Here is a 23,175-nt window from a genome sequence, read left to right as displayed (position 1 = left end):
GGGCTGCCTCTTTGTTTTCAGTAGGCGATTACTCGCTCAGTATAGAGACGTTGTCGGCCTGAAGACCCTTGTCTGCTTCCACAACATTGAAGCGAACCAATTGGCCCTGGCGCAGTACCCGACGACCACGGCCGCGGATCGCGCGAAAGTGAACGAAAACCTCATCGCCACTGTCGCGCACAATAAAGCCAAAGCCTTTCTTGACGTTGAACCACTTGACGGTGCCTTCTTCATTGCCCTCGGGGCTGCTTTCGTCATAGCCGTCATCATCGTCATCGTGGTTCTGGCTGGGTGCACGGTTGTTCGGCCGGGACGTGCTGCGCTGTTCCGCCGGTTTCTTGACTGACAACGCAATGGCCAGGAAGCCCGCAATGCCGAAAACGATCAGAGAGATAATGTAGGCGGCGATGCCACGATTGCTACCCAGGGCCTCAACAAGTTGGCCTGCAGCGATCAGGCGAAGTGGCTCGGGTGTGAAAGACAGCAACAAGGCAAGCACCAAAGGCGCGGGGATGGCGATCAGGAGAGCAAAAAGGATCGCTTTGGATGGATTACGCATTGACTGAAATTTCTCCATTCTTGTAACGCTAACGATAAAAACCGGATATCGGGTAAAATCGCACATCCGGCCGGTGAAAACCGCCAGTGCCCCGGAAAACGAGAGAGCTGGCGGGCAAAAGCGGCATGATACCAGATTATCCCGAGTGCTGACCAAGCAACGGGATAAGCAGTGTCATCGATCACATTCTAGAGAGAACTATTCAGGGGAGTACCAATACCCGATGAGCCAGAACGATCTGGAAACCCGACTGGACGAGCTGGAAACACGGCTGGCCTTTCAGGACGACGTTATCAATACCCTTAGCGAGCAGGTGGCCAAGCAGGAAATGGATATCCGGGAATTGTGGGAGGCCAAACGGTTGCTGCACAAACAGCTCAAGGATGTCTCACCGTCCAATATCAAGTCGGAGCAGGACGAAACGCCTCCCCCTCATTACTGATAACGCTGCATCAAAAAAGGGTCAGGTGAAGCCTTCATCTGACCCTTTTTATTGGAGTCCGGTTTCGACCTTTAGGCCAGAAGTTCGATCAGAATCTCTTCGTAGATGTCCGAGAGGGTGTTGAGATCCTCGGCTTTCACACACTCATCCACTTTATGAATGGTAGCGTTGATGGGGCCCAGTTCGACTACCTGTGCGCCGGTTGGTGCAATGAATCGGCCATCCGAGGTGCCTCCAGACGTTGAAAGCTCGGTTTCCCGGCCGGTCACTCTGCGTATGGCCTCCTGGCTGGCGGACACGAGGGCGCCCTTGTCGGTCAGGAAGGGGCGGCCACTCAGGTGCCACTGCAGGTCGTACTTCAGATTGTGGCGGTCCAGGATGGCGACCACCCGTTCCTCCAGGCTTTCTGCCGTGTTTTCCGTGCAGTAGCGGAAGTTGAAGTGCACCAGGCACTCGCCGGGAATAATGTTGCTGCCTGTACCGGCCTCCAGTTTGGTGATCTGGAATGTGGTTGGCGGGAAGAAATCGTTGCCGTTATCCCAGAACTCCTTTGCCAGCGCATCGAGGGCCGGAGCCACGGAGTGAACCGGGTTCTCGGCCAGATGCGGATAGGCTACATGGCCCTGAACGCCGCGCACCGTCAGATAGCCATGCAAAGAGCCCCTGCGCCCGTTCTTGATCACATCGCCCACTTCGTGGGTGCTGGAGGGCTCGCCAATCAGGCACCAGTCGATTTTTTCGTTCCTGGCCTCGAGAGTTTCAACCACTTTGACCGTGCCATGCTGGGCCGGCCCCTCTTCGTCGCTGGTGATCAGCAGGGCAATGGAACCCCGGTGGTCAGGGTATTTTGCAACGAAGCGCTCGCATGCGGTTACGAAGGCCGCCAGGCTGCCCTTCATGTCCGCGGCGCCACGGCCCAGGAGGTAGCCCTCCCTGATCACCGGATCAAAGGGCGGGTGTGCCCAGTTCTTCTCCGGCCCGGTTGGAACCACGTCGGTATGGCCGGCAAAGGCCAGCACTGGCCCCTCGGAGCCCTTTCGGGCCCAGAGGTTATCGGTATCGCCGAAACGCAGGTTTTCGCCGGCAAAACCCAGAGGCGCCAGCCGCGACATCATAAGTTCCTGGCAGCCGGCATCGTCGGGAGTGACAGACGGTCGACTGATCAGGTCAATGGCAAGTTCGAGGGTTGGAGAATCAGTTGTTTGCATGCAGCTCTTCGTTCAGCTCGATGGCAGACTTGTTGGTTTTGCACTCCACGGCGCCGGTCTGGCTGTTGCGCCGGAACAGCAGGTCGGTCTGGTTGGCCAGATCGCGGGCCTTGATAACTTCAACCAGCTCGTTGTTGTCATCCAGCAGGGCGACCTTGGTGCCAGCGGTGATGTACAGTCCGGCTTCAACCTTGCAGCGGTCGCCCAGGGGGATGCCAATACCGGCGTTGGCGCCGATCAGGCAGTTCTCGCCCACAGCAATGATGATGTTGCCTCCACCAGACAGGGTGCCCATGGTGGAACAGCCTCCGCCCAGGTCGGAGCCCTTGCCAACCATGACGCCGGCGGAAATCCGGCCCTCGATCATGCTGGTGCCTTCGGTTCCGGCGTTGAAGTTGATAAAGCCCTCGTGCATGACGGTAGTTCCTTCACCCACATAGGCGCCAAGACGAACCCGTGCGGTATCGGCAATGCGAACACCTTTCGGTACCACGTAGTCGGTCATCTGCGGGAATTTGTCCACCGATTTCACTTCCAGCGTGCGGCCTTCCAGGCGGGCCTGGAGCTGGCGATCGGAGAGCTCATTAAGGTCAATTGCGCCTTCGTTGGTCCAGGCCAGGTTCGGCAGCAGGCCGAAAATGCCGTCCAGCTTCAAACCATGGGGTTTCGCCATGCGGTGGGAAATCAGGTGAAGCTTTAGATAAACCTCGGGCGTGCTGGAAGCTGTGTCATCCGTTTCCAGTACGGTAACAACCACCGGGCGTTTGCTATTGGCTGCTTTGTCTGCCAGTGATGCCTGGTCTGTCTGGCCAATCTGGCGCAAGGCATTGGCGAGCTGGCTGAGCTGCTCGGCGGTCGCGTTGATCGCCTGGTTGCCACCCTTGTAATCCAGGGCATTGGAGATGACGTCCATCAGGGTGTTATCGGGTGTCATGACCGGCTGCTGGTAAAAGACTTCCAGCCACTCGCCCTGGTTGTTCTGGGTGCCGATACCGATACCGAATGCAAAGCTCATCTGATGGTTGCTCCTGTTCTGAATGTGGGGTCAGAGGTGCGGGCTTTCTGACTCCGGAGTTAAATTTTGGATCTGTTTACCTGAGGTTCAGGTCAGCCATGCAGACCATTCATCTGCACTGAAGCCCACGCGCACCTCATCGCCGCTTTCTACGACGGGGCGCTTGATGATGGATGGATTGTCCAGCATGATCGCGTGAGCGCTTTGGGCGCTAATGGTATCACGAACCTCCTCGGGAAGTTTGCGCCAGGTGGTGCCACGGCGGTTCAGCAGGATTTCCCAGCCAACCGTTTGTTCCCAGCGGGACAGCAACTCACTATCGAGGCCATCCTTCTTGAAGTCGTGGAATTCGTAGTCGATACCTTGCCCGTCCAGCCACTTCCGGGCTTTCTTGACGGTGTCGCAGTTTTTGATGCCGTAGAGTTTCATGCCTTGTTCGCCTTAACAAATTCAACAATACGTTCTGCCGCCTCAACGCATTCTTCCAGCGGTGCCACCAGGGCCATTCTCACCCGATTCTCTCCGGGATTGTGGCCATCGACCGTCCGGGACAGGTACCGGCCCGGCAGCACATGCACGTTCTGTTGGGCCGAGAGTTCCCGGGCAAAGGTCTCGTCATCCATTGGGGTCTGCGGCCACAGGTAGAATCCGGCGTCCGGGAAATCCACTGTCATCACCTCCCGGAGAATGGGCACCACTGCCTCGAACTTGGCGCGGTAGGCTGCACGATTCTCCCGAACGTGGTCCTCATCGGTCCAGGCGGCAATGCTGGCCAGTTGGTTATGAATGGGCATGGCGCAACCGTGGTAGGTGCGGTACTTCAGGTAGCCATCAAGAATGCTGGCGTCACCAGCGACAAACCCCGACCTCAGGCCAGGCAAGTTGCTGCGCTTGGACAGGCTGTGGAACACCACGCAGCGGGCGTAGTCATCCCGGCCAATGGCGGCGCAGGTTTGCAGCAGGCCTTCCGGCGGGTTGCCTTCGTCCGGGTAAAGCTCGGAGTAGCATTCGTCAGAGGCAACGATAAAGTCGTATCTGTCGGCGAGGGCAATCACCTTTGCCAGCATTTCCCTGGGGATCACGGCGCCACTGGGATTGCCTGGTGAGCACAGGAATAGCACCTGACACGCCTGCCACGTGGATTCCGGCACCGAATCAAAATCCGGAATAAAGCCGTTGGAACCGTCGCAGGGAAGGTAGACGGGCGTGGCGCCGGCCAGGAAGGCAGCGCCTTCGTAGACCTGGTAAAACGGGTTGGGGCTGACCACTGTGGCAGGCTTGCTGGCATCCACCACAGCCTGAACCAGAGAAAAGATCGCTTCGCGTGTGCCGTTCACCGGTACGATATTTCTCGCCGGGCTGAGGCTGTCGGCTTTCAGCTTGAATCGGCGGGTCGCCCAGCGACTGATGGTCTCGCGGAGTTCATCCGTTCCACGGGTCGTCGGGTAATTGGCAAGCTTGTCCAGATTGTTCGCAATGACCTGTTTGACGAAATCCGGCGAGGGATGCTTTGGCTCGCCAATCCCCAAAGAAATTGGCCGGAGATGATCAGGCACGCTAATGCCGGCCTTCAGTTTGGCCAGTTTTTCAAACGGGTAGGGGTGGAGTCTGTCCAGATTCGGATTCATTGAATGTCGTCCAGCATTCTACAGAGATCTTGCTGCAGGGCCTGGCACACGGCCGGATCCCGGATGGGTTCGCCGTGCTCGTCGGTGACGAAGAAAACGTCCTCTACTCGTTCGCCGAGGGTGGCAATCTTGGCATTGCTCAGGCGTACCCTATGCTCCAGCAATACCTGGCCAACTCGCGCCAGCAGGCCAGGTCGATCGGGCGTGATGACTTCCATCACAGTGCGCTGATTAATGATGTCATTGGAGAAGGTCACTTCCGTCGGGAAGGCGAAATGTTTCAGTTGCCGTGGTGTGCGCCGGTGGATGATGTCCGGGTAGTCCTCTGGATCATCCAGTTCTTCAATCAGGCGATTGCGTGTACGTTCCTTGCGAGCCGGGTCAATACCCAGAGGCTGGCCTTGCTCGTCGAGCACGACGTAAGAACTGATGGAATACGGCCCTTCGCTGGAGCTTATACGGGCGTCCACGATGTTCAGGTTAAGCTGCTCAAGGACCGCCGTCGTCGCAGCAAACAGGGCAACCCGATCCTTCATGTAAATAATGATTTGAGAGTAGCCGTCCGTGGGGCCGCCACGGGTGTCACGAATAAGTACCAGCGGGTCGGGGTTGTCGCCATGGCGGATGATGGCTGCGGTCTGCCAGGCGATATCTACAGTAGAATCCTGGAGGAAATAATCCTCGTCCACGGTGTCCCAGATTGCGTCGATCTGATCGTCGGTCATGTTCTGGGCGTGCAGGATCTCACGAGCTTCTGACTGGGTGGCGCGAACCCATTCCTGCCGGTCGATGGGCGTTTCCGTGCCCCGGCGCAAGGCCCGTTTGGCCTCAATATACAGTTGGCGCAACAGCGAGGCGCGCCAGGTGTTCCAGAGTTTGGGGTTGGTAGCACTGATGTCGCACACGGTGAGCACATACAGATAATCCAGGTGCGCCTGGCTCGGTACCGCCCTGGCGAACGCATGAATGATATCCGGATCAGAAATATCCTTTCGCTGCGCTGTCATGGACATCAGCAGGTGGTTCTCCACCAGCCATGAAATCAGTTGGGTGTCTCGCTCGCTGAGGTGGTGTCTCTGACAGAAAGCCTCGGCGTCTATCGCGCCCAGTTCTGAATGGTCGCCACCCCGGCCTTTGGCGACATCGTGGTATATGCCCGCAATGTAAAGGGTCTCCAGCTTGGGCAGCCGATGGATCAGGCGGGATGCGAGGGGGTATTCATCTCGGGCCTCGGTGCCGCTGAGCCGGACCATATTGCGGATGACCCGCATGGTGTGGGCATCGACGGTGTAAATGTGGAAAAGGTCGTGCTGCATCTGGCCGATTATCTGGCCAAATTCCGGGAGGTAGCGGCCGAGCACGTTGTACTTTTTCATGGCAGACAGAGTCTGATCCAGCGCATGGGGCGTTCTGAGCAGCTCCATGAACAGCGTGGTCACGGCCAGGTCGGACCGGAATGCATCGTCAATCAGGTGCCGGTGCGCCCGCAGGGACCGGATGGTGGTCGCGCGGATGCCCTTGATCTCCGGGTGCTGGGCCATCAGCACAAAAATTTCCATAATGGCGTACGGAGCGTAGGCAAAGACCTGATTGTTCACCGCTTCGATATAGTAGTTGCGAATCTGGAAGCGCTTGTTTATTGGCTGGATGGCGTCTTCGGACGCGCTGCCGAGAATGGCTTCATCATAGTACTGCAGAATTACGTCGGTTAGCTCGGCAAGTGCCAGTACCGTCCGATAGTACGACTGCATCATCAGTTCAACGCCGAGTCGCTTGCCTTCGTCCCTGTAGCCGAGCATCTGGGCGAGGGCTCGCTGGTGGTCGAACAGCAGGCGGTTTTCATTCCGGTCGGCCAGCAGCTGCAGGCCATAGCGTAGTTGCCACAGGAAAGTTTCACCCTGGAACAGGATCTGGTGTTCTTCCTCGGTGAGAATGCTGAATCGGGTCAGGTCTGCAATGTTCTGCAGTCCGAAATGCCGCTTCGTAATCCAGCCAATGGTCTGGATATCACGCAGGGCACCCGGGGAGCCTTTAACGTTTGGCTCAAGGTTGTATTCGGTATCGCCGTATTTCTGGTGCCGATGCTGCTGCTCTTCGCGTTTGGCAATAAAATAGTCGCGGTCGGTGCTGACGTCATCGGAGTACACCTGCTCGCTTAGCTCCGACCGGAGTTCATCCGGGCCAGCGATGGTGCGGGTTTCCAGCAGATTGGTCAGTATGGTGATGTCGTCACGGGCGGCCGTTTTGCTTTCTTCGATGCTGCGAACGCTGTGGCCGATATCCAGTCTGAGGTCCCAGAGCAGCGTCACGAAGGCGCCAAGGTCTTCGTGCCAGCTGTCTTCGATACCATTGCGGGTCAATATAAGAAGGTCGATGTCGGAGTGCGGATGAAGCTCGCCGCGTCCGTAGCCGCCAACTGCGATCAGGGCAATGTCCGGTGAATCGGAAAAGGGATAGCGGTTCCAGATCAGTCTGAGAACCGTATCGACCGTGTCAGCCCGGGAGCGGACGAGGGCGCGCACATCGGCGCCCTGTCGGAAGGCCTCGGCATCGGCGTTATACCTGCCCTTTAACAGTTCCCGGGCCGCCGTAACCGGAGAAGGGTCATTACTGATGCGGGATTCCAGCTCGCTTTGGTCCACTTAGAAGGACTCTTCCTTTCGCTTGGTCAAGACCTCGTGGCCGTCCGCCGTCACAAGGATGGTGTGCTCCCATTGTGCAGAGAGTTTGTGGTCCTTGGTAACCACTGTCCAGCCATCCGGCAGAAGCTTGGTCTGGTACTTGCCCTGGTTGATCATCGGCTCAATAGTAAAGGTCATGCCTTCCTGTAGCTCCAGGCCGGTGCCGGGCTTGCCGTAATGCATTACCTGCGGCTCCTCGTGAAACACTGCGCCGATGCCATGGCCACAATAGTCGCGAACCACCGAATAACGGTGCTTCTCGGCATGCTGCTGTATTACGTGGCCGATATCGCCCAGCCGGGTCCCCGGCTTCACCAGCTCGATACCTTTATAGAGGCACTCCTGAGTGATCTGGATCAGGCGTTCTGTACCCGGTTTCGGTTTGCCGACGATCCACATCTTGCTGGTGTCGCCGTGGTAGCCATCCTTTATTACGGTGACATCAATGTTAAGGATGTCTCCGTCCTTGAGTATTTTCTTCTCAGACGGGATCCCGTGGCAGATAACGTGGTTGACCGAGGTGCAGATAGACTTCGGAAATCCCTTGTAGTTGAGCGGTGCCGGAATGCACTTTTGCTCATTTACAATATAGTCGTGGCAAATCCGGTCTAGCTCTTCGGTGGAAACGCCGGGCTTGACGTGCTCGCCGATCATCTCGAGAACTTCGGCTGCCAGGCGGCCAGCGACGCGCATCTTTTCGATTTCTTCCGGTGTCTTGATCGATACCTGCATTGGGCTTCCCGTTGTTTGTGCCAAACCGGCATTTTAAGGGGCCTGCCGCCCGGGTACAAGGAAGCTCGACGTCAAAAATAATGGCGTTTGTCGGGCCGAATATGGTATAAACGCGCCCGCTGGAAACGAATCCAGCAAATTCACACACGTGTCGGCACGTTATCCCAGGGTGCCTGTTCCTGCTTTTCAAGGAGCCAGGTTGGGGTAATTGGATACGTGGAGGACTAACCCGAAGCTAAAAAGGTAACTATCATGGCTCAGGTAAATATGCGTGACCTGCTCAAGGCAGGTGCTCACTTCGGTCACCAGACCCGCTACTGGAACCCGAAAATGTCGAAGTTCATCTTCGGCGCCCGTAACAAGATTCATATCATCAACCTTGAGCAGACTGTTCCTGCCATGAACGACGCGCTGAAGTTCGTTCAGCAGCTGGCAGAGAACAAGAACAAGATCATGTTCGTTGGCACCAAGCGTGCTGCGGCCAAGATCATCAAGGAAGAAGCCGAGCGTGCCGGTCAGCCGTTCGTTAACCACCGCTGGCTCGGTGGCATGCTGACTAACTACAAGACCATTCGTCAGTCTATCCGTCGCTACCGTGATCTGGAAACCCAGAGTCAGGACGGTACTTTCGATAAACTGACCAAGAAAGAAGCACTGGATCGCACCCGTGAAATGGACCGCCTCGAGCGCTCGATTGGTGGTATCAAGGATATGGGCGGCCTGCCGGACGCCATGTTCGTGATCGATGTTGATCATGAGCGTATCGCTATCAAGGAAGCCAACAAGCTGGGCATTCCTGTTATCGGTGTTGTGGATACTAACAGCGATCCGGACGGTGTTGATTACGTGATTCCGGGTAACGACGACGCCATCCGCGCGATCCAGATCTACGTGAAAGCCGTTGCTGACACCTGCCTCGAGGCATCACAGGCTGGTGCTGCCGGTGCTGACGAGTTTGTTGAAGTCAGCGAAGACGCTGAAGGCGCTGCTCCGGCCGCTGAGTGACGCTTTATCTTCACGTTTGAGATGTAAGGTATGCCCGGGGTTGCTTCGGGCATACCTCCCCACCGAATTCGGAACAGTTGAGAGGATTGAACATGGCTGCAATTACCGCTGCAATGGTCAAAGAGCTGCGTGAGCGTACCGGCCTTGGCATGATGGAGTGCAAAAAGGCACTCGTTGAAGCTGAAGGCAGTGTGGACGCTGCAATCGAAGAGCTGCGTAAGTCTTCTGGCCTGAAAGCTGCCAAAAAAGCTGGTCGTACCGCCGCTGAAGGCGCTTCACTGATCAAGATTTCTGACGACAACACCGTTGCTTACATTCTTGAAGTTAACTCCGAGACTGACTTTGTTGCTCGTGATGACAACTTCATGAACTTTGCCAACGATGTTCTGAACGTTGCCTTTGAAAAGGGCGAAGCCGACGTTGCCAAGCTGATGGAAGGCGATCTGGAAGCCAAGCGTGAAGCGCTGGTTCAGAAGATTGGCGAGAACATCACCGTTCGTCGCATCATCAAGGTTGAAGGTCCGGTTGTTGGTGGTTATGTCCACAGCAACAACAAGATTGCTTCGGTTGTCGCCCTGACTGCCGGCGATCCTGAAGTCGCCCGTGACATTGCCATGCACGCTGCTGCTGTTAACCCGCGCGTTGGCAAGCCGGAAGAAATGCCGGAAGAAGAGCTTGAGAAAGAGAAGGACGTGATCAAGGCCCAGCCGGATATGGAAGGCAAGCCTGCCGAGATCGTCGAGAAAATGATGGGCGGCCGCATCAAGAAGTTCCTCAAGGAAAACAGCCTTGTTGAGCAGCCCTTCGTCAAGAACCCGGACCAGACCGTTGGCGAGCTGATCAAGTCCAACGGTGGCGAACTGGTTGGTTTTGTTCGCCTGGAAGTGGGTGAGGGCATTGAGAAGGAAGAAGTGGACTTTGCTGCCGAGGTTGCTGCTGCAGCCGGCACAGGCAAGGCCTGATCCTTCGTTTGATGCAGCCGGCATCAAGCCACTGCATCACCTGAGTCTGCCACGTTAGCCGGGAATTCCCGGCTTTCGTGGCGGGCTTGTATCTGAGATACCCCTTTTCTTGAGGAGTATGTCAGATACAAGCCTGCAACGGGTATCATGCCGGACAGCAGCCAACAGACGACAAGGGGATCATCATGCCGACATCATCGAAAACCCAGCCCAGATACAAGCGTGTTCTGCTCAAACTCAGTGGCGAGGCCCTGATGGGAGAGCACGATTTCGGTATTGATCCCAAAGTTCTTGACCGCATGGCCCTGGAAATCGGTGCGTTGATTGGTATTGGCGTGCAGGTTGGTCTGGTTATTGGCGGCGGTAACCTTTTCCGCGGAGCGGCCCTGAATGCTGCCGGCATGGACCGGGTGACCGGTGATCACATGGGTATGCTGGCCACCGTAATGAACGGTTTGGCGATGCGTGATGCCCTCGAACGCTCGAATATCCGGACCCGCGTGATGTCGGCGATCCCGATGAGCGGAATCGTCGAGCACTACGATCGCCGTCGAGCGGTACGGGATCTCAAGGACGGCGATGTCGTGATCTTCTGTGCCGGCACGGGCAACCCCTTCTTTACGACCGATTCCGCTGCTTGCCTGCGTGGTATCGAGATCGAAGCCGATGCTGTGCTCAAAGCCACCAAGGTGGATGGCGTATACTCAGCGGATCCACACCTGGACAGTAGTGCTGAGAAATACGATCACCTCACCTATGATGAGGTTCTGGACAAGAAGCTGGGCGTGATGGATCTGACAGCCATCTGCCTCGCCCGGGACCACGGCATGCCGCTGCGGGTCTTTGATATGAATCGTGCAGGCGCGCTGACTCGCATCGTAACCGGCGAGAAAGAAGGTACACTGATCGAATAAACCCGCTGTCCCGGTCCCATAAGGTCTTGGGGCCAGATTACAGAATGACATGACGAACGAATTGAGGATGCTGAAGTGATTAACGACATCAAAGCAGAAGCCGAAAAGAAAATGAAAAAGAGCCTGGAGTCTTTGAACTCTGCGTTCAACAAAATTCGTACCGGCCGGGCTCACCCGTCTATTCTGGATAGTGTAACCGTGAACTATTACGGCCAGGAGACACCGCTGAAGCAGGTGGCAAGTGTCAATGTCGAGGATAACCGTACTCTGACAGTCTCCCCCTGGGAGAAAAACCTGATGCCGACCATCGAGAAGGCTATCATGTCGTCAGACTTGGGCCTGAACCCGGCAACCAGCGGTGATATCATCCGCATTCCGATGCCCATGTTGACTGAAGAAACCCGTAAGGAAATGGTCAAGCAGGCGAAAGCCGATGCCGAGCATGGTCGCGTTTCTATCCGCAATGCCCGTCGTGACGCCAACAGCATGATCAAGGATCTGCTCAAGGAAAAGGAAATTACCGAAGACGACGAGCGCAAGGGTGAGGATGATATCCAGAAGCTGACCGACCGTTATATTGCGGAAGTCGAGAAGATGCTCAAGGCCAAAGAAGAGGACCTGATGGCGGTTTGACCGTCCGGGCCCACTTGCAAGCGAATTGAAAGGCCGAAGCACCCAGGCGCTCCGGCCGCACAGGGGATTTCATGACGGGAACTGTATCCGCAGAGATTCCGGTGTCGGCAGACAGTCGGCCCCGGCATGTGGCCATCATCATGGACGGGAACAATCGGTGGGCCAAGGCCCGTCGTCTCAAGGGAGTGGCTGGGCACAAGGCCGGTGTCGATGCGGTCAGGGCAGTAGTGGAAACCTGTGCCCGTGAAGGCGTGGAAGTGCTCACGCTGTTTGCCTTTTCCAGTGAAAACTGGCGTCGCCCCAAGGACGAGGTGTCGGCTCTGATGAAGCTGTTCCTGTTTGCCCTGGAGCGAGAGGTTCGCAAACTTCATCGGAATGGTATCCGCCTGCGCATTATTGGTGACCGGTCTGCATTCAGCTCTGCGCTTCGCGAACACATGGAAGCGGCTGAAGAGCTGACCCGTCATAATTCCCGGATGACGCTGGTGATAGCTGCCAATTACGGTGGTCACTGGGATATCACTCAGGCCACGCGCAAGGTCGCGGAGCAGGTTCGTACCGGGCAGTTGGCTCCATCTGATATTACCGATGACCTGATTCAGCAGCACCTCAGTATTGGTGACCTACCAATGCCTGATCTGATGATTCGTACCGCCGGTGAGCAGAGAATCAGCAATTTCGTGCTGTGGCACCTGGCTTACACAGAGCTCTACTTTTCACCGGTGTATTGGCCTGACTTCCAGCAGGAAGAGATGCTCAAGGCCCTGCAGGCATATGCCGGTCGACAGCGTCGTTTTGGCCAGACAGATGATCAGATAGCGGCCAAGGCTCTACAACAATAACGAACGATAGCGACGTTAACCGTGTTAAAAACCCGAATTATTACCGCACTGGTCCTTGCTCCTATCGCCATTGGCGGGATCTTTTTTCTCCCACCCCTGGGCTTTGCACTCTTCACGGGCGCCATAATTACCGTGGGTGCCTGGGAGTGGGCGAATATGTCAGGCATTCGGAGTTCTTCCGGCCGGGTTGGCTACGCACTGGCCACCGCTATAATTCTCTACGGGCTCCTGAACGTTCCGTTTGTGGCAGTGCTCTGGTTGGCGGTGCTGTGGTGGGGTGTGTGCTTTCTTCTGGTTCGCAGTTATCCTGCTGGCTCCGAGAAATGGGGCAGTCTCCCCGCAAGAGCCCTGATGGGGCTGTTCGTTCTGGTGCCAGCCTGGGTGGGCCTGAATCACCTGCGCACCGGTGGCTTCCAGTTTGGGGACAGCACCAACAACCTGCTGCTGATTCTTTACGTGTTCTGTGTGGTCTGGGTCGCCGATATCGGCGCCTACTTTGCCGGTCGGGCCTTCGGTAAGGCAAAGCTGGCACCCCGGGTCAGCCCTGGCAAGTCCTGGGCGGGTGTCTGGGGTGGTCTGGTGGCCGTGGGAGCTTTTGCCCTTGTGGTCAGCTTCCTGGCGTCGGCAGGACCGGTCCATACACTGCTCTTGATTGTTGCCAGTCTCACTACCGGCCTGGTTTCCGTGTTGGGTGACCTGCTGGAAAGCATGCTTAAGCGTCACCGTGGCATCAAGGACAGTAGCCAGCTACTTCCGGGCCATGGCGGTATTATGGACCGGATCGACAGTCTGACAGCGGCCATTCCGGTGTTTGCGCTGATTATTACCCAACTTGGTTGGCTTACAACCGGGCACTGGTGACTATGGCAACCCGCTCTCTCAGTGTTCTCGGGGCTACCGGCTCTATTGGTCTGAGCACCCTTGATGTTGTTCGGCTTCACCCTGAGCGGTTTTCGGTCTACGCGCTCACGGCCAGTACCCGTGCGGAAGAGCTCGCAGTACTGTGCCGGGAATTTCGTCCAAGGGTGGCCGTTATGGCCGATCCCGAGGCTGCGACTGTTCTGTCTGAGCTGTTGGCCGACTTGCCGGATACCGAGGTGCTTGCTGGTCTTGAAGGGCTATGCGAGGTTGCCTCGGCGTCGGCCGTTGATACCGTCATGGCAGCCATCGTCGGGGCTGCGGGATTATCGCCGACGCTATCGGCGGTCCGGGCAGGGAAGCGGGTATTGCTTGCCAACAAAGAGGCCCTGGTAATGTCCGGCAAGCTGTTTATGGATGCCGTGGCCGAGGCCGGGGCGGAACTCCTGCCGATCGACTCCGAACACAATGCGATTTTCCAGTGCATACCGGCGGACAAGATACGGGATCCTGCCGGAGCCGGTATAACAAGGATTTTGCTGACAGCATCCGGGGGGCCCTTCCGGGAGCATTCTGTCGAAGACCTTCGGTCGGTAACGCCGGCCCAGGCCTGTGCCCACCCCAACTGGTCCATGGGGCAGAAGATTTCCGTAGACTCCGCGACCTTGATGAACAAAGGCCTGGAGCTGATTGAAGCTTGCTGGCTGTTCAATACGACACCTCAGAGAGTCGAGGTACATGTTCATCCCGAGAGTATTATTCACTCCATGGTTGAATATGCTGACGGCTCGGTATTGGCCCAGCTTGGCAGCCCGGATATGCGAACGCCTATCGCCAATGGCCTGGCCTGGCCGGAGCGTATTGACGCTGGCGTTGCGCCCCTGGATCTGTTTGCCATTGGACGCTTTCACTTCGAGCGTCCAGATCTGGTGCGTTTCCCCTGCCTGCGCCTCGCTGCGGAGGCCTTTGAGGCGGGAGGCACTGCGCCGGCGGTTCTGAATGCCGCCAATGAGGTTGCTGTCGCCGCTTTTCTGGAGGGTACCCTGTGTTTTTCGGATATCCCCGTTATCATAGAGCGTACGTTGGTTGCGACTGCTGTTGAGCCAGCGGACAGCTTTGACACCATCTTTGCCAAGGATAAAGAAGCACGGGCTCGTGCAGGGGAACAGATAGGTCTGTTAACTGTCTGATAGTCGCAGCAGAATGCTGCCCGGCTGAAGCCATTCAATCAGGAACGCTATGCAGATTATTGAAACCATCCTCGCACTCGCGCTTACCCTGGGCATCCTGGTGACCCTCCATGAATACGGTCATTTCTGGGTTGCCCGGCGTTGTGGCGTAAAAGTGCTTCGCTTCTCTGTGGGTTTCGGGAAACCGATGTTTTCCTGGTACGACAAGCATGGGACCGAGTTTGCGGTCGCCGCCATTCCACTGGGTGGCTATGTAAAAATGCTTGATGAGCGCGAAGGTCCGGTGCCAGAGGAATTAAGAGACCAGGCCTTCACCTCCAAGCCTCCCGGCCAGCGTATTGCTATAGCGGCGGCCGGCCCTGTGGCCAACTTCATTTTCGCCATTTTTGCCTACTGGCTGCTGAGTGTGGTTGGCGTTACCCATGTTGCCCCAATTGTCGGCCAGATTGGTGATGACAGTGTGGCCGAGCGGGTCGGTCTGCACGAGGGCATGGAAATTCATGCTGTGGACGGCCATCGGGTCAGTTCCTGGCGTGATGTGAATATGCGGATTCTGGAGCGGACTGGCGAGCATGGTCTGATCTCCATGGAAGTATCCGAGGGTGGCGCACGCGGTACCGTGAGCGGTGAACTTTCCGGCTGGGGCCTGAGTGACGATACGCCCAATCCGTTAGCCGAATTCGGCATTACGCCATGGCGCCCTGCTGTGCCGCCTGTATTGGGTCAGATTTCCGACGGCGGCCGAGCCCAGGCCGCCGGGCTGCAGCCCGGAGATCGCATCGTGGCCGTCAATGGTGAGTCGATCAGCAGCTGGTTTGAGCTGGTTGAGTTTATTCGCAATGCCCCGGAACAGAGACTTCAGGTAACCATTGAGCGCAATGGCACAGAACAGTCCGTCACGGTGACACCGGAAGCCAGGACAGAGGAAGGTGGCGAGTCAATTGGTTTTGTTGGTGCCGGCGTGGAAGCCATTTCATGGCCGGAAGAGGTGCTGCGTGACGTCAGCTATGGTCCGCTTGCCGCTGTTCCGGTTGCTCTCAGCGAAACCTGGGCAGATACCCGTTTGACGCTGGTGGCTATCAAGAAGATGGTCACCGGCCTGCTGTCACCCAGCAATCTCAGTGGGCCCATCACCATTGCCCGGGTGGCTGAAGCCAGTGTCAGCTCCGGATTCGAAGACTTCGTGCGTTTTCTTGCCTATCTCAGCGTGAGTCTGGGCATTCTGAATCTTTTACCTGTGCCTGTTCTTGATGGTGGTCATATCGTTTACTACACCATCGAAGCCCTCCGTGGAAAGCCGCTTTCCGAGCAGGCTCAGGCGTTTGGATTACGAATTGGTATGGCAATGATCCTCACATTAATGGTGTTTGCTCTTTACAACGACCTGATGCGGTTGTGAGAATTGCGAGCTCCTTACGCGCATTAACCAGGCGAAATATTTGAATGAGACGTTCTCTTCTAGGTGTAGCCGTTGGCCTCGCTGTGGCTGTGTCCGGCCTGAAGCCAGCACTTGCTGATCAGTTCACGGTTGCGGATATTGAGGTGGAAGGCTTGCAGAGGGTATCTGCGGGTACCGTGTTTTCCGTGTTCCCTGTCAATATTGGTGAACAGGTGGACGAGACTGAGCTGGCTGATGCGATCAAATCGCTGTTCCGGACCGGTCTTTTTACCGACATTGAGGCCAGCCGGGATGCCGGCGTACTCATCCTGACGGTGCGCGAACGCCCCTCCATCAGTGACATCGAGATTGAGGGTAACAAGAACATCGAAACCGAGATGTTGATGGACGCGCTGGCGGGTGCCGGGCTTCAGGAAGGGCAGGTGTTTCGGCGCGCAACTCTTGAGCGTCTTGAGCTGGAAATCCTGCGCTCCTACATTGCCCAGGGGCGCTACAACGCCCGGGTAAAGGCAACGGCCGAGGAACTACCCAGAAACCGCGTTGCGATTCGTCTGGATATCAACGAGGGCTCGGTCGCTGCGATTCACCATATCAACCTGATCGGCAACAAGGACTTCAGTGACGAGGAACTGCAGGAACTGTTCGAGCTGCAGGCCACAAGCTGGTGGAACTCCCTGACTAACTCGGACAAGTACGCCAGAGAGCGGCTTAGCGGCGATCTGGAGTCGCTACGGTCATTCTATCTTGACCGTGGGTATCTCGATTTCAACGTGGAATCCAGTCAGGTCTCCATTTCCCCGGACAAACAAAAAGTCTTCATTGCGATTGCCCTGAATGAGGGCCCCCAATACACCATTTCCGAGATCAACCTTCGCGGTGATCTCATCGTGGGGGAAGAGGAGTTGCGTGCGTTGATTCCGGTTGAGGAAGGCGATGTGTTCTCCCGCTCCCGTATGACAGCAATCTCCGAATCCCTGGCATTCCGGCTCGGGCGTGAGGGCTATGCCTTCGCCAACGTTAACGCCGTTCCCGAGCCCGGTGAGAACAACACGGCTGCAGTCACCTTCTTTGTGGAGCCCGGCAAGCGGGCCTATGTGCGCAGGATCAATTTCGACGGCAACGTGTCGACCCGAGATGATGTGCTGCGCCAAGAAATGACGCAGATGGAGGGCGGCGTGGCCTCCTCCGACCGCATCGAATTCTCCAAGACCAAACTTGAGCGCCTTGGTTTCTTCCAGACCGTAAACGTCGAAACCGTGCCAGTGCCCGGCACCGACGACCTGGTCGATGTGAACTATGCTGTTGAGGAGCAGCCCACAGGCAGCCTGTCCGCCTCTGTTGGTTTTTCCCAGGATTCCGGCGTGATTCTTGGAGCCAATGTCTCCGAGAATAACTTCTTTGGTACCGGTAAGCGGGTGTCGTTTGGCGTGAACGTCAGTGATTCCATCAAGAGTGCGAACATTTCCTATCTGGACCCTTACTACACCGTTGACGGAGTGAGCAGGGGCTTCAGCGTATTCGCCCGCGAGACGGACTACGAAGAGGAAGATATCTCCTCGTTCCTTCTGGATGAGTACGGTGGCCGAGTTACATTCGGCTATCCGACCGACAGCATCACCCGCCTGAACTTTGGCGCCGGTATCACCCAGTCAAATTTGAAGGAAGGCCTGTTTACCTCTCAGGAGGTGAGTGAGTTTATTGATGAAGAGGGCGATTCGTTTACCAACTTCTTCCTGTTCGGAAGCTGGCGGCGCAGTACCCTGAACCGTGGTGTTTTGCCGACTGATGGTTACAGTCACTCGCTGTCATTGGATGTGGCGGTTCCAGGCAGTGACCTGACCTTCTATAAAGCCACCCATAAAACCGATTTCTACTACCCTGTGACTGATGACAATCGCTGGGTTTTCCGGGCGCGATCTGAGATCGGTTATGGGGATGGCTACGGCGATCGCAGCCAGATGCCATTTTACGAGCACTTTTACACGGGCGGCTATGGTTCGGTTCGTGGTTATGAGGCGAACTCGCTTGGCTTGAGGGCAACGAATAACGTAAACGACCTCTCGGATCCTGATCCGTTCGGGGGCAACCTGCTGACCGAGGGTGGCCTGGAGCTGATTTTCCCGACACCATTTGCCGGTGATACCCGCTCCATGAGAACCGCGTTCTTCCTGGATGCCGGCCAGGTCTTTGACACGGCACGGGGTTTCGATCCGGAGCTGAACGAAATCCGGATGGCGGCGGGTGTTGGTTTCCAATGGATTACCGCAGTTGGTCCATTGGCATTCAGTCTTGCCTACCCCCTGAACGACAAGGCGGGCGACGACACCCAGGTGTTCCAGTTCTCGCTGGGCCAGACCTTCTAAAGCATGGATAATAATTATCTACGGATGAAAACCAGGAGAAAACCAATGTCCCGATTTGTGTTGATGTTCGCTGCCGTGATGCTGGCGCTTTCATTCCCGGCGATGGCCGAAACCCGCATTGGTGTGGTCGATCTGCGTCAGGCACTGTTTTCGTCTGACGATGCCAAGACCTTCAGCGAGTCGCTTCAGAAAGACTTTGCTGGCGATGAAGCCCGGGTTCGCGAAGCGCAGGAAGAAGCTCGCAAACTTCAGGAGCGTCTGGAAAAAGACGGTGCCATGATGAACGAGAGCGAGCGTAACAAACTGGCCGGCGAGTTCCAGGAAAAGGTAAAAGAGTTCAACTTTCTGAAGCAGCGGCTGGATTCTACAGTGAATCAGCGCAAGCAGGCGTTTCTCGAGCAGGCGCGTCCCGAGGTAGACGCAGCGGTCAAGGAGCTGCTCGAGGAAAATAACCTCGATCTGATCCTGCCGAGCGAAGCGGTCGTCTATGTAAAGCCGGAAATGAATCTGACCTCTCAGCTTCTGGAAAAACTGAACCGTTAATCTGTGACGGGCACCCCGGTGCCCTGATCGTTGCTTGGGAGCTCGCAATGACAGAAAGGTCCTATCGCCTTGGGGATATTGCCAATGCCCTGGGTGCGGAGCTACGGGGTGATCCTGATGTGAAGGTATCGGGCCTTGCGACCTTGCAGGCTGCTGGTCCCGACCAGATCAGTTTCCTTGCCAATCCGTCCTACGGTAAATACCTGGCAGATACGCGCGCCTTGGCCGTTATTGTCTCGCCGGCATCGGCCAAAGATGCTCCGACCAACGTCCTGTTACTGGATAACCCTTATCTCGGATATGCTCAACTGAGCCACTGGTTTGATCCCGCCCCCGTTGCTACCCCCGGTGTTCACGCGACTGCAGTAGTGGATCCGTCTGCGTGCATTGCTGAGGACGCCTGTATTGGCCCCAACGTGGTAGTGGAAGCGGAAGCAGAGATCGGCGAGAAAGTCGTTGTTGGAGCAGGCTCGGTTATTGGTGCCCGTGCCCGCGTCGGATCCCGCACGCTGATTCGGCCGAGGGTAACGCTGGCCCACGATGTGGTCATCGGTGCGCGTTGTCACATCCTCAGCGGCGCCGTTATTGGCTCCGACGGTTTTGGCTTCGCCAATGAGAAGGGCGTATGGCATCGTATCGCCCAACTCGGTCGGGTTGTGCTCGGAAATGATGTGGAAGTGGGTGCAAACACCACCATTGATCGCGGGGCACTGGACGACACGGTGATTGGCAACGGTGTGAAGCTCGATAACCTGATCCAGATTGCCCATAACGTTCGCATCGGTGATCACAGCGCCATGGCGGCCATGGTTGGCATTGCCGGCAGTACTCGTATTGGTCGGCACTGCGTGTTTGGTGGCGCCTCGGGCGTGGCCGGCCACTTGGACATTGCAGATCAGGTTCATCTGACAGGAATGACTCTGGTTACCGGGGACATCCGGGAGCCGGGAGTCTATTCATCCGGCACCAGCGCTGATAGCAACCGTCAGTGGCGCAAAAATGCCGTGCGCTTTCGCCAGCTGGATACCCTGGCGCGACGGGTAAAAGAACTGGAAAAGAAATTAGAGGGCTGAGGCCGATCAACATGATGAACATCGACGAAATTCTGGAATACCTGCCGCACCGATACCCGTTTTTGCTGGTGGATCGGGTCACAGAGGTCGAAAAGGGAAAATCGATCAAGGGCTACAAGAATATTTCGTTTAACGAGTCGTTCTTCCAGGGCCACTTCCCGAACAACCCGATCATGCCGGGGGTCCTGATTATCGAAGCCATGGCCCAGCTTTCGGGCATTCTCGGTTTTGTGACTGTGGGCCGGAAACCTGCTGACGGCGTGGTACAATACCTCGCCGGTTCGAGCAAGGCACGGTTCAAGCGTCCGGTTTTGCCGGGGGATCAACTGTGTATGGAGTCGGAACTCATCTCCGGTAAACGGGGTATTTACAAATTCGAGTGTCGCGCCCTGGTCGACGGTGAAGTCGTCTGCGTGGCAGAGATTCTGACCGCTGAGAGAGAAGTTTGATGGCGACAAATGACTGGTCGGGTGTCCATCCTCAGGCGATTGTAGACCCGTCAGCCAGGCTCGGGGACAACGTCACTGTCGGGCCGTGGAGCTACATTGGCCCCGATGTGGAAATCGGCGAGGGTACCGAGATTCTGTCCCACGTGGTCGTCAAGGGTCCGACGGTTATCGGCCGGAATAACCGTATTTTCCAGTTCTCCAGTATCGGCGAGGAATGCCAGGACAAGAAATACGCGGGCGAGCCAACCACATTGGTGATTGGTGACAACAATGTGATCCGCGAGAATTGTACCGTCCACCGGGGCACGGTCCAGGACCGTGGTGAAACCCGTATCGGCAGCGGCAACCTTTTGATGGCGTATGTGCATGTCGCTCATGACTGTATCGTCGGTGACAACACCATTCTGGCTAATTGTGCCACCCTGGCGGGCCATGTATCCGTCGGCGATTTCGCGATTCTGGGCGGTGGGACCATGGTGCACCAGTTCTGTCATATTGGTCCCCACAGCATGGCGGCCGGAGGCAGCATAGTACTCAAGGACATCCCGGCCTATGTGATGGCGAGCGGTCAGTCCGCCGAGCCGCACGGCATGAACGTGGAAGGCCTCAAGCGTCGTGGTTTCAGCAAAGATGTCTTGCTGGCTTTGCGCCGCGCTTACAAGGTGATCTATCGTCAGGGGCTGACGACAGAACAGGCCGTTGAAGAGCTTGAGAAGTCCTACTCCGATGTTGCAGAAATACGTCCCCTCATTGACTCCCTGCGTGGAGCTCACCGCGGCATCATCCGCTAACCCGGCAGGAGCCTGTCGGTGACAGATCTTTCTCACGCGACCATCAGCGAGCGTAAAATCACATTCGGAATCATTGCCGGTGAGGCATCGGGGGATATCCTCGGTGCCGGCCTGATCCGTTCGCTGCGCCAACGCTATCCCCAGGCCAGGTTCGTCGGCATTGGCGGGGAGGAAATGGTTGCGGAGGGATTTCATTCCCTGGTGCCGATGGAACGTCTTTCGGTCATGGGGCTGGTGGAGGTTCTTGGGCGAATTCGTGAACTGTTCCGCATCCGGGCCCGGCTCCTGGACTATTTCTTCGCCACGCCACCGGATGTTGTTATCGGTATCGATTCTCCGGATTTTACGCTTGCTATCGAGCGGCGCTGCCGGGAGGCCGGCATTCTTTCCGTGCATTATGTCAGCCCATCGGTCTGGGCCTGGCGGCAGAAGCGGATCTTCAAAATTGCCAAATCGGTCAACCTGATGCTCACTCTGTTCCCGTTCGAAGCGAGGTTTTACGAGGAGCATCAGGTACCTGTGGCCTTCGTGGGCCATCCACTGGCGGATCGAATTCCCATGGCGCCGGATACTCTCAAGATGCGGGAGTCGTTGGAAATAGATGCGAATGCACCCGTACTGGCGGTTCTTCCCGGTAGTCGTGCAGGAGAAGTGGAGAGACTTGGTACCTTGTTCCTTGAGGCCTCTCGCTGGATACAGGAAAGAAGACCTGATCTGCAGTTAGTCATCCCCTGCGTGAACCGGGACCGAGAGAAGCAAGTGCGCCACCTGGTCGATGCGTTGGAGGTGAAGCTTCCGGTTACCATCGTACGTGGGCGTTCCAGGGATGTGATGGCCGTCTCCGACGTTGTGCTACTGGCTTCTGGAACGGCAACACTCGAAGCGATGCTTCTTAAAAAGCCGATGGTTGTAGGGTACCGCCTGAGCCGGTTCAGCTATGCTCTCCTGTCGAAGTTGGTGAAGGTGCCTCATGTCGCATTGCCCAATCTCCTCGCCAAGCGCCAGCTTGTGCCGGAGCTGCTCCAGGACGATGCCACGGCCGAGAGTCTGGGTGCAGCAGTGCTTGAGCGGCTGGAGAACAAAGAAGAGAGGGCACGGCTTAAAGAAGCCTTTACCGAGTTGCACCATTCGCTGAAGCAGGGGGCCGATGAAAAAGCCGCTCAGGCGATCTCAGATCTGATAGAGCAGGGTGCCCACTGATGCCCAAGAGCCCTTTGCCACCCTTCGAGTGTTGTTACACCGGTTCTTTGCTTGCCGGTGTGGACGAAGTCGGTCGGGGGCCGCTCATCGGGGCCGTCGTGACTGCCGCGGTCATTCTGGATCCGGATCGGCCGATCGCAGGCCTGGCTGACTCAAAAAAGCTGACCGAGAAGCGTCGCAATGCCCTCTACGATCAGATTCTCGAGCATGCTAAAGCCTGGAGCATTGGCCGGTGCGAGTCCCAGGAAATTGACCGGCTGAATATCTACCAGGCCACAATGCTGGCTATGGAGCGTGCAGTGTCGGGGCTGACCGTGGTGCCTGAGTACGTTCTGGTGGATGGCAATCGATGTCCCAAGTGGCGCTGGCCGTCGGAACCGGTTGTCAAAGGCGATAGTCGGGTGGCAGCCATCAGCGCCGCTTCTATTATTGCCAAAGTAACCCGTGACCGGGAAATGGAAGCGCTGGAAGCGCGTTTCCCCGGGTTCGGTCTGGCGCAGCACAAAGGTTATCCGACGCCGGTCCACCTGGAAGCCCTGCGCCGCCTCGGAGCAACCCCTGAACACCGCCGCTCCTTTCGCCCGATTCAGGAGGTGATCGAGCAGGTGGGTTTCTATCGCGAGGATTTGGCGCCAAAGCCTGAGCAACTGCAGTATCGTGCCGACCTTTTTGAAGATATCGATTGACA

23 protein-coding genes are annotated in these 23,175 nt (G+C 56.8%); 16 read left to right on the top strand and 7 right to left on the bottom strand.

The genetic code is table 11. The features are described 5' to 3' along the window. Positions 1-28 precede the first annotated feature (28 nt). Positions 29-559, bottom strand: a complete 531-nt coding sequence (locus CFT65_RS19475; protein ID WP_088828835.1) for a cold-shock protein — start codon at positions 557-559, stop codon at positions 29-31. A 223-nt stretch (positions 560-782) separates the two neighbouring features. On the opposite strand from CFT65_RS19475, the gene CFT65_RS14710 reads away from it, so the two are divergent. Then, positions 783-1,001 carry a SlyX family protein gene (locus CFT65_RS14710; protein ID WP_008170396.1) on the top strand — a complete coding sequence of 73 codons (219 nt, stop codon included), beginning with the start codon at positions 783-785 and terminating at the stop codon, positions 999-1,001. Between the two features lie 71 nt (positions 1,002-1,072). Here CFT65_RS14710 and dapE read toward each other — a convergent pair whose 3' ends face one another. The 6 genes from dapE to map all read right to left on the bottom strand — a co-directional run bounded on the left by dapE (position 1,073) and on the right by map (position 8,265). Continuing rightward, complete coding sequence (gene dapE, locus CFT65_RS14705) at positions 1,073-2,209, bottom strand: succinyl-diaminopimelate desuccinylase (protein WP_088828834.1); 1,137 nt, start codon at positions 2,207-2,209, stop codon at positions 1,073-1,075. Further along, the gene (gene dapD / locus CFT65_RS14700; protein WP_088828833.1) at positions 2,196-3,224 is read right to left on the bottom strand and encodes a 2,3,4,5-tetrahydropyridine-2,6-dicarboxylate N-succinyltransferase; all 1,029 of its coding nucleotides are present in this window, start codon (positions 3,222-3,224) and stop codon (positions 2,196-2,198) included. Before dapD ends, dapE begins: the two co-directional genes overlap by 14 nt. An 87-nt stretch (positions 3,225-3,311) precedes the next feature. Further along, complete coding sequence (locus CFT65_RS14695; RefSeq protein ID WP_088828832.1) at positions 3,312-3,653, bottom strand: ArsC family reductase; 342 nt, start codon at positions 3,651-3,653, stop codon at positions 3,312-3,314. Further along, positions 3,650-4,852: a succinyldiaminopimelate transaminase gene (dapC, locus tag CFT65_RS14690; protein WP_088828831.1), complete on the bottom strand. Its 1,203-nt coding sequence runs from the start codon at positions 4,850-4,852 to the stop codon at positions 3,650-3,652. The genes CFT65_RS14695 and dapC overlap by 4 nt, the downstream gene beginning before the upstream one ends. Further along, positions 4,849-7,494, bottom strand: coding sequence for a [protein-PII] uridylyltransferase (locus tag CFT65_RS14685; protein ID WP_088828830.1), 2,646 nt, complete (start codon positions 7,492-7,494; stop codon positions 4,849-4,851). Before CFT65_RS14685 ends, dapC begins: the two co-directional genes overlap by 4 nt. After that, positions 7,495-8,265, bottom strand: coding sequence for a type I methionyl aminopeptidase (gene map / locus CFT65_RS14680; RefSeq protein ID WP_088828829.1), 771 nt, complete (start codon positions 8,263-8,265; stop codon positions 7,495-7,497). It abuts the gene before it with no gap. A gap of 252 nt (positions 8,266-8,517) precedes the next feature. Between map and rpsB the strand changes: the two genes are divergently transcribed. From rpsB to rnhB, 15 genes are all read left to right on the top strand, one after another. Next, positions 8,518-9,270, top strand: coding sequence for a 30S ribosomal protein S2 (gene rpsB, locus CFT65_RS14675; protein WP_088828828.1), 753 nt, complete (start codon positions 8,518-8,520; stop codon positions 9,268-9,270). A 92-nt stretch (positions 9,271-9,362) separates the two neighbouring features. Continuing rightward, a complete protein-coding gene (gene tsf, locus CFT65_RS14670; RefSeq protein WP_088828827.1) occupies positions 9,363-10,232 on the top strand; it encodes a translation elongation factor Ts in 870 nt (289 codons plus the stop codon). 185 nt (positions 10,233-10,417) lie between these two features. Further along, positions 10,418-11,146 carry a UMP kinase gene (pyrH, locus tag CFT65_RS14665; RefSeq protein ID WP_088828826.1) on the top strand — a complete coding sequence of 243 codons (729 nt, stop codon included), beginning with the start codon at positions 10,418-10,420 and terminating at the stop codon, positions 11,144-11,146. A gap of 75 nt (positions 11,147-11,221) precedes the next feature. Continuing rightward, a complete protein-coding gene (gene frr, locus CFT65_RS14660) occupies positions 11,222-11,779 on the top strand; it encodes a ribosome recycling factor (protein ID WP_088828825.1) in 558 nt (185 codons plus the stop codon). Positions 11,780-11,850: 71 nt separating this feature from the next. Further along, the gene (gene uppS / locus CFT65_RS14655; protein WP_088828824.1) at positions 11,851-12,621 is read left to right on the top strand and encodes a polyprenyl diphosphate synthase; all 771 of its coding nucleotides are present in this window, start codon (positions 11,851-11,853) and stop codon (positions 12,619-12,621) included. Between the two features lie 21 nt (positions 12,622-12,642). Continuing rightward, positions 12,643-13,482, top strand: a complete 840-nt coding sequence (locus tag CFT65_RS14650) for a phosphatidate cytidylyltransferase (RefSeq protein ID WP_088828823.1) — start codon at positions 12,643-12,645, stop codon at positions 13,480-13,482. A gap of 2 nt (positions 13,483-13,484) precedes the next feature. Further along, positions 13,485-14,669, top strand: coding sequence for a 1-deoxy-D-xylulose-5-phosphate reductoisomerase (gene ispC, locus CFT65_RS14645; protein ID WP_088828822.1), 1,185 nt, complete (start codon positions 13,485-13,487; stop codon positions 14,667-14,669). A gap of 49 nt (positions 14,670-14,718) precedes the next feature. Continuing rightward, the gene (rseP, locus tag CFT65_RS14640; RefSeq protein WP_088828821.1) at positions 14,719-16,068 is read left to right on the top strand and encodes an RIP metalloprotease RseP; all 1,350 of its coding nucleotides are present in this window, start codon (positions 14,719-14,721) and stop codon (positions 16,066-16,068) included. A gap of 44 nt (positions 16,069-16,112) precedes the next feature. Continuing rightward, positions 16,113-18,431 (top strand): outer membrane protein assembly factor BamA, encoded by a 2,319-nt coding sequence (gene bamA / locus CFT65_RS14635; RefSeq protein ID WP_088828820.1) that lies wholly within the window; start codon positions 16,113-16,115, stop codon positions 18,429-18,431. A gap of 45 nt (positions 18,432-18,476) precedes the next feature. Further along, a complete protein-coding gene (locus CFT65_RS14630; RefSeq protein WP_088828819.1) occupies positions 18,477-18,974 on the top strand; it encodes an OmpH family outer membrane protein in 498 nt (165 codons plus the stop codon). A gap of 47 nt (positions 18,975-19,021) precedes the next feature. Further along, positions 19,022-20,047, top strand: a complete 1,026-nt coding sequence (gene lpxD, locus CFT65_RS14625) for a UDP-3-O-(3-hydroxymyristoyl)glucosamine N-acyltransferase (RefSeq protein ID WP_088828818.1) — start codon at positions 19,022-19,024, stop codon at positions 20,045-20,047. Positions 20,048-20,058: 11 nt separating this feature from the next. Beyond that, the gene (fabZ, locus tag CFT65_RS14620; protein ID WP_088828817.1) at positions 20,059-20,496 is read left to right on the top strand and encodes a 3-hydroxyacyl-ACP dehydratase FabZ; all 438 of its coding nucleotides are present in this window, start codon (positions 20,059-20,061) and stop codon (positions 20,494-20,496) included. Further along, the gene (gene lpxA, locus CFT65_RS14615; RefSeq protein ID WP_088828816.1) at positions 20,496-21,287 is read left to right on the top strand and encodes an acyl-ACP--UDP-N-acetylglucosamine O-acyltransferase; all 792 of its coding nucleotides are present in this window, start codon (positions 20,496-20,498) and stop codon (positions 21,285-21,287) included. The genes fabZ and lpxA overlap by 1 nt, the downstream gene beginning before the upstream one ends. An 18-nt stretch (positions 21,288-21,305) precedes the next feature. Continuing rightward, entirely contained in the window at positions 21,306-22,487 is a 1,182-nt protein-coding gene (lpxB, locus tag CFT65_RS14610) for a lipid-A-disaccharide synthase (protein WP_088828815.1), read from the top strand. Continuing rightward, positions 22,487-23,173, top strand: coding sequence for a ribonuclease HII (rnhB, locus tag CFT65_RS14605; protein WP_088828814.1), 687 nt, complete (start codon positions 22,487-22,489; stop codon positions 23,171-23,173). Before lpxB ends, rnhB begins: the two co-directional genes overlap by 1 nt. Positions 23,174-23,175: the final 2 nt, after the last annotated feature.

This window comes from Marinobacter sp. es.048 (assembly GCF_900188435.1).
Classification (GTDB): Bacteria; Pseudomonadota; Gammaproteobacteria; order Pseudomonadales; family Oleiphilaceae; genus Marinobacter.
This window is presented reverse-complemented; position numbering and strand designations above follow the sequence as displayed.

Coding starts and splice junctions, on each gene's coding strand:
- CFT65_RS19475 (WP_088828835.1), bottom strand. CDS start 559: ATGCGTAATCCATCCAAAGCGATCCTTTTTGCTCTCCTGATCGCCATC.
- CFT65_RS14710 (WP_008170396.1), top strand. CDS start 783: ATGAGCCAGAACGATCTGGAAACCCGACTGGACGAGCTGGAAACACGG.
- dapE (WP_088828834.1), bottom strand. CDS start 2,209: ATGCAAACAACTGATTCTCCAACCCTCGAACTTGCCATTGACCTGATC.
- dapD (WP_088828833.1), bottom strand. CDS start 3,224: ATGAGCTTTGCATTCGGTATCGGTATCGGCACCCAGAACAACCAGGGC.
- CFT65_RS14695 (WP_088828832.1), bottom strand. CDS start 3,653: ATGAAACTCTACGGCATCAAAAACTGCGACACCGTCAAGAAAGCCCGG.
- dapC (WP_088828831.1), bottom strand. CDS start 4,852: ATGAATCCGAATCTGGACAGACTCCACCCCTACCCGTTTGAAAAACTG.
- map (WP_088828829.1), bottom strand. CDS start 8,265: ATGCAGGTATCGATCAAGACACCGGAAGAAATCGAAAAGATGCGCGTC.
- rpsB (WP_088828828.1), top strand. CDS start 8,518: ATGGCTCAGGTAAATATGCGTGACCTGCTCAAGGCAGGTGCTCACTTC.
- tsf (WP_088828827.1), top strand. CDS start 9,363: ATGGCTGCAATTACCGCTGCAATGGTCAAAGAGCTGCGTGAGCGTACC.
- pyrH (WP_088828826.1), top strand. CDS start 10,418: ATGCCGACATCATCGAAAACCCAGCCCAGATACAAGCGTGTTCTGCTC.
- uppS (WP_088828824.1), top strand. CDS start 11,851: ATGACGGGAACTGTATCCGCAGAGATTCCGGTGTCGGCAGACAGTCGG.
- ispC (WP_088828822.1), top strand. CDS start 13,485: ATGGCAACCCGCTCTCTCAGTGTTCTCGGGGCTACCGGCTCTATTGGT.
- rseP (WP_088828821.1), top strand. CDS start 14,719: ATGCAGATTATTGAAACCATCCTCGCACTCGCGCTTACCCTGGGCATC.
- bamA (WP_088828820.1), top strand. CDS start 16,113: ATGAGACGTTCTCTTCTAGGTGTAGCCGTTGGCCTCGCTGTGGCTGTG.
- CFT65_RS14630 (WP_088828819.1), top strand. CDS start 18,477: ATGTCCCGATTTGTGTTGATGTTCGCTGCCGTGATGCTGGCGCTTTCA.
- lpxD (WP_088828818.1), top strand. CDS start 19,022: ATGACAGAAAGGTCCTATCGCCTTGGGGATATTGCCAATGCCCTGGGT.
- fabZ (WP_088828817.1), top strand. CDS start 20,059: ATGATGAACATCGACGAAATTCTGGAATACCTGCCGCACCGATACCCG.
- lpxA (WP_088828816.1), top strand. CDS start 20,496: ATGGCGACAAATGACTGGTCGGGTGTCCATCCTCAGGCGATTGTAGAC.
- rnhB (WP_088828814.1), top strand. CDS start 22,487: ATGCCCAAGAGCCCTTTGCCACCCTTCGAGTGTTGTTACACCGGTTCT.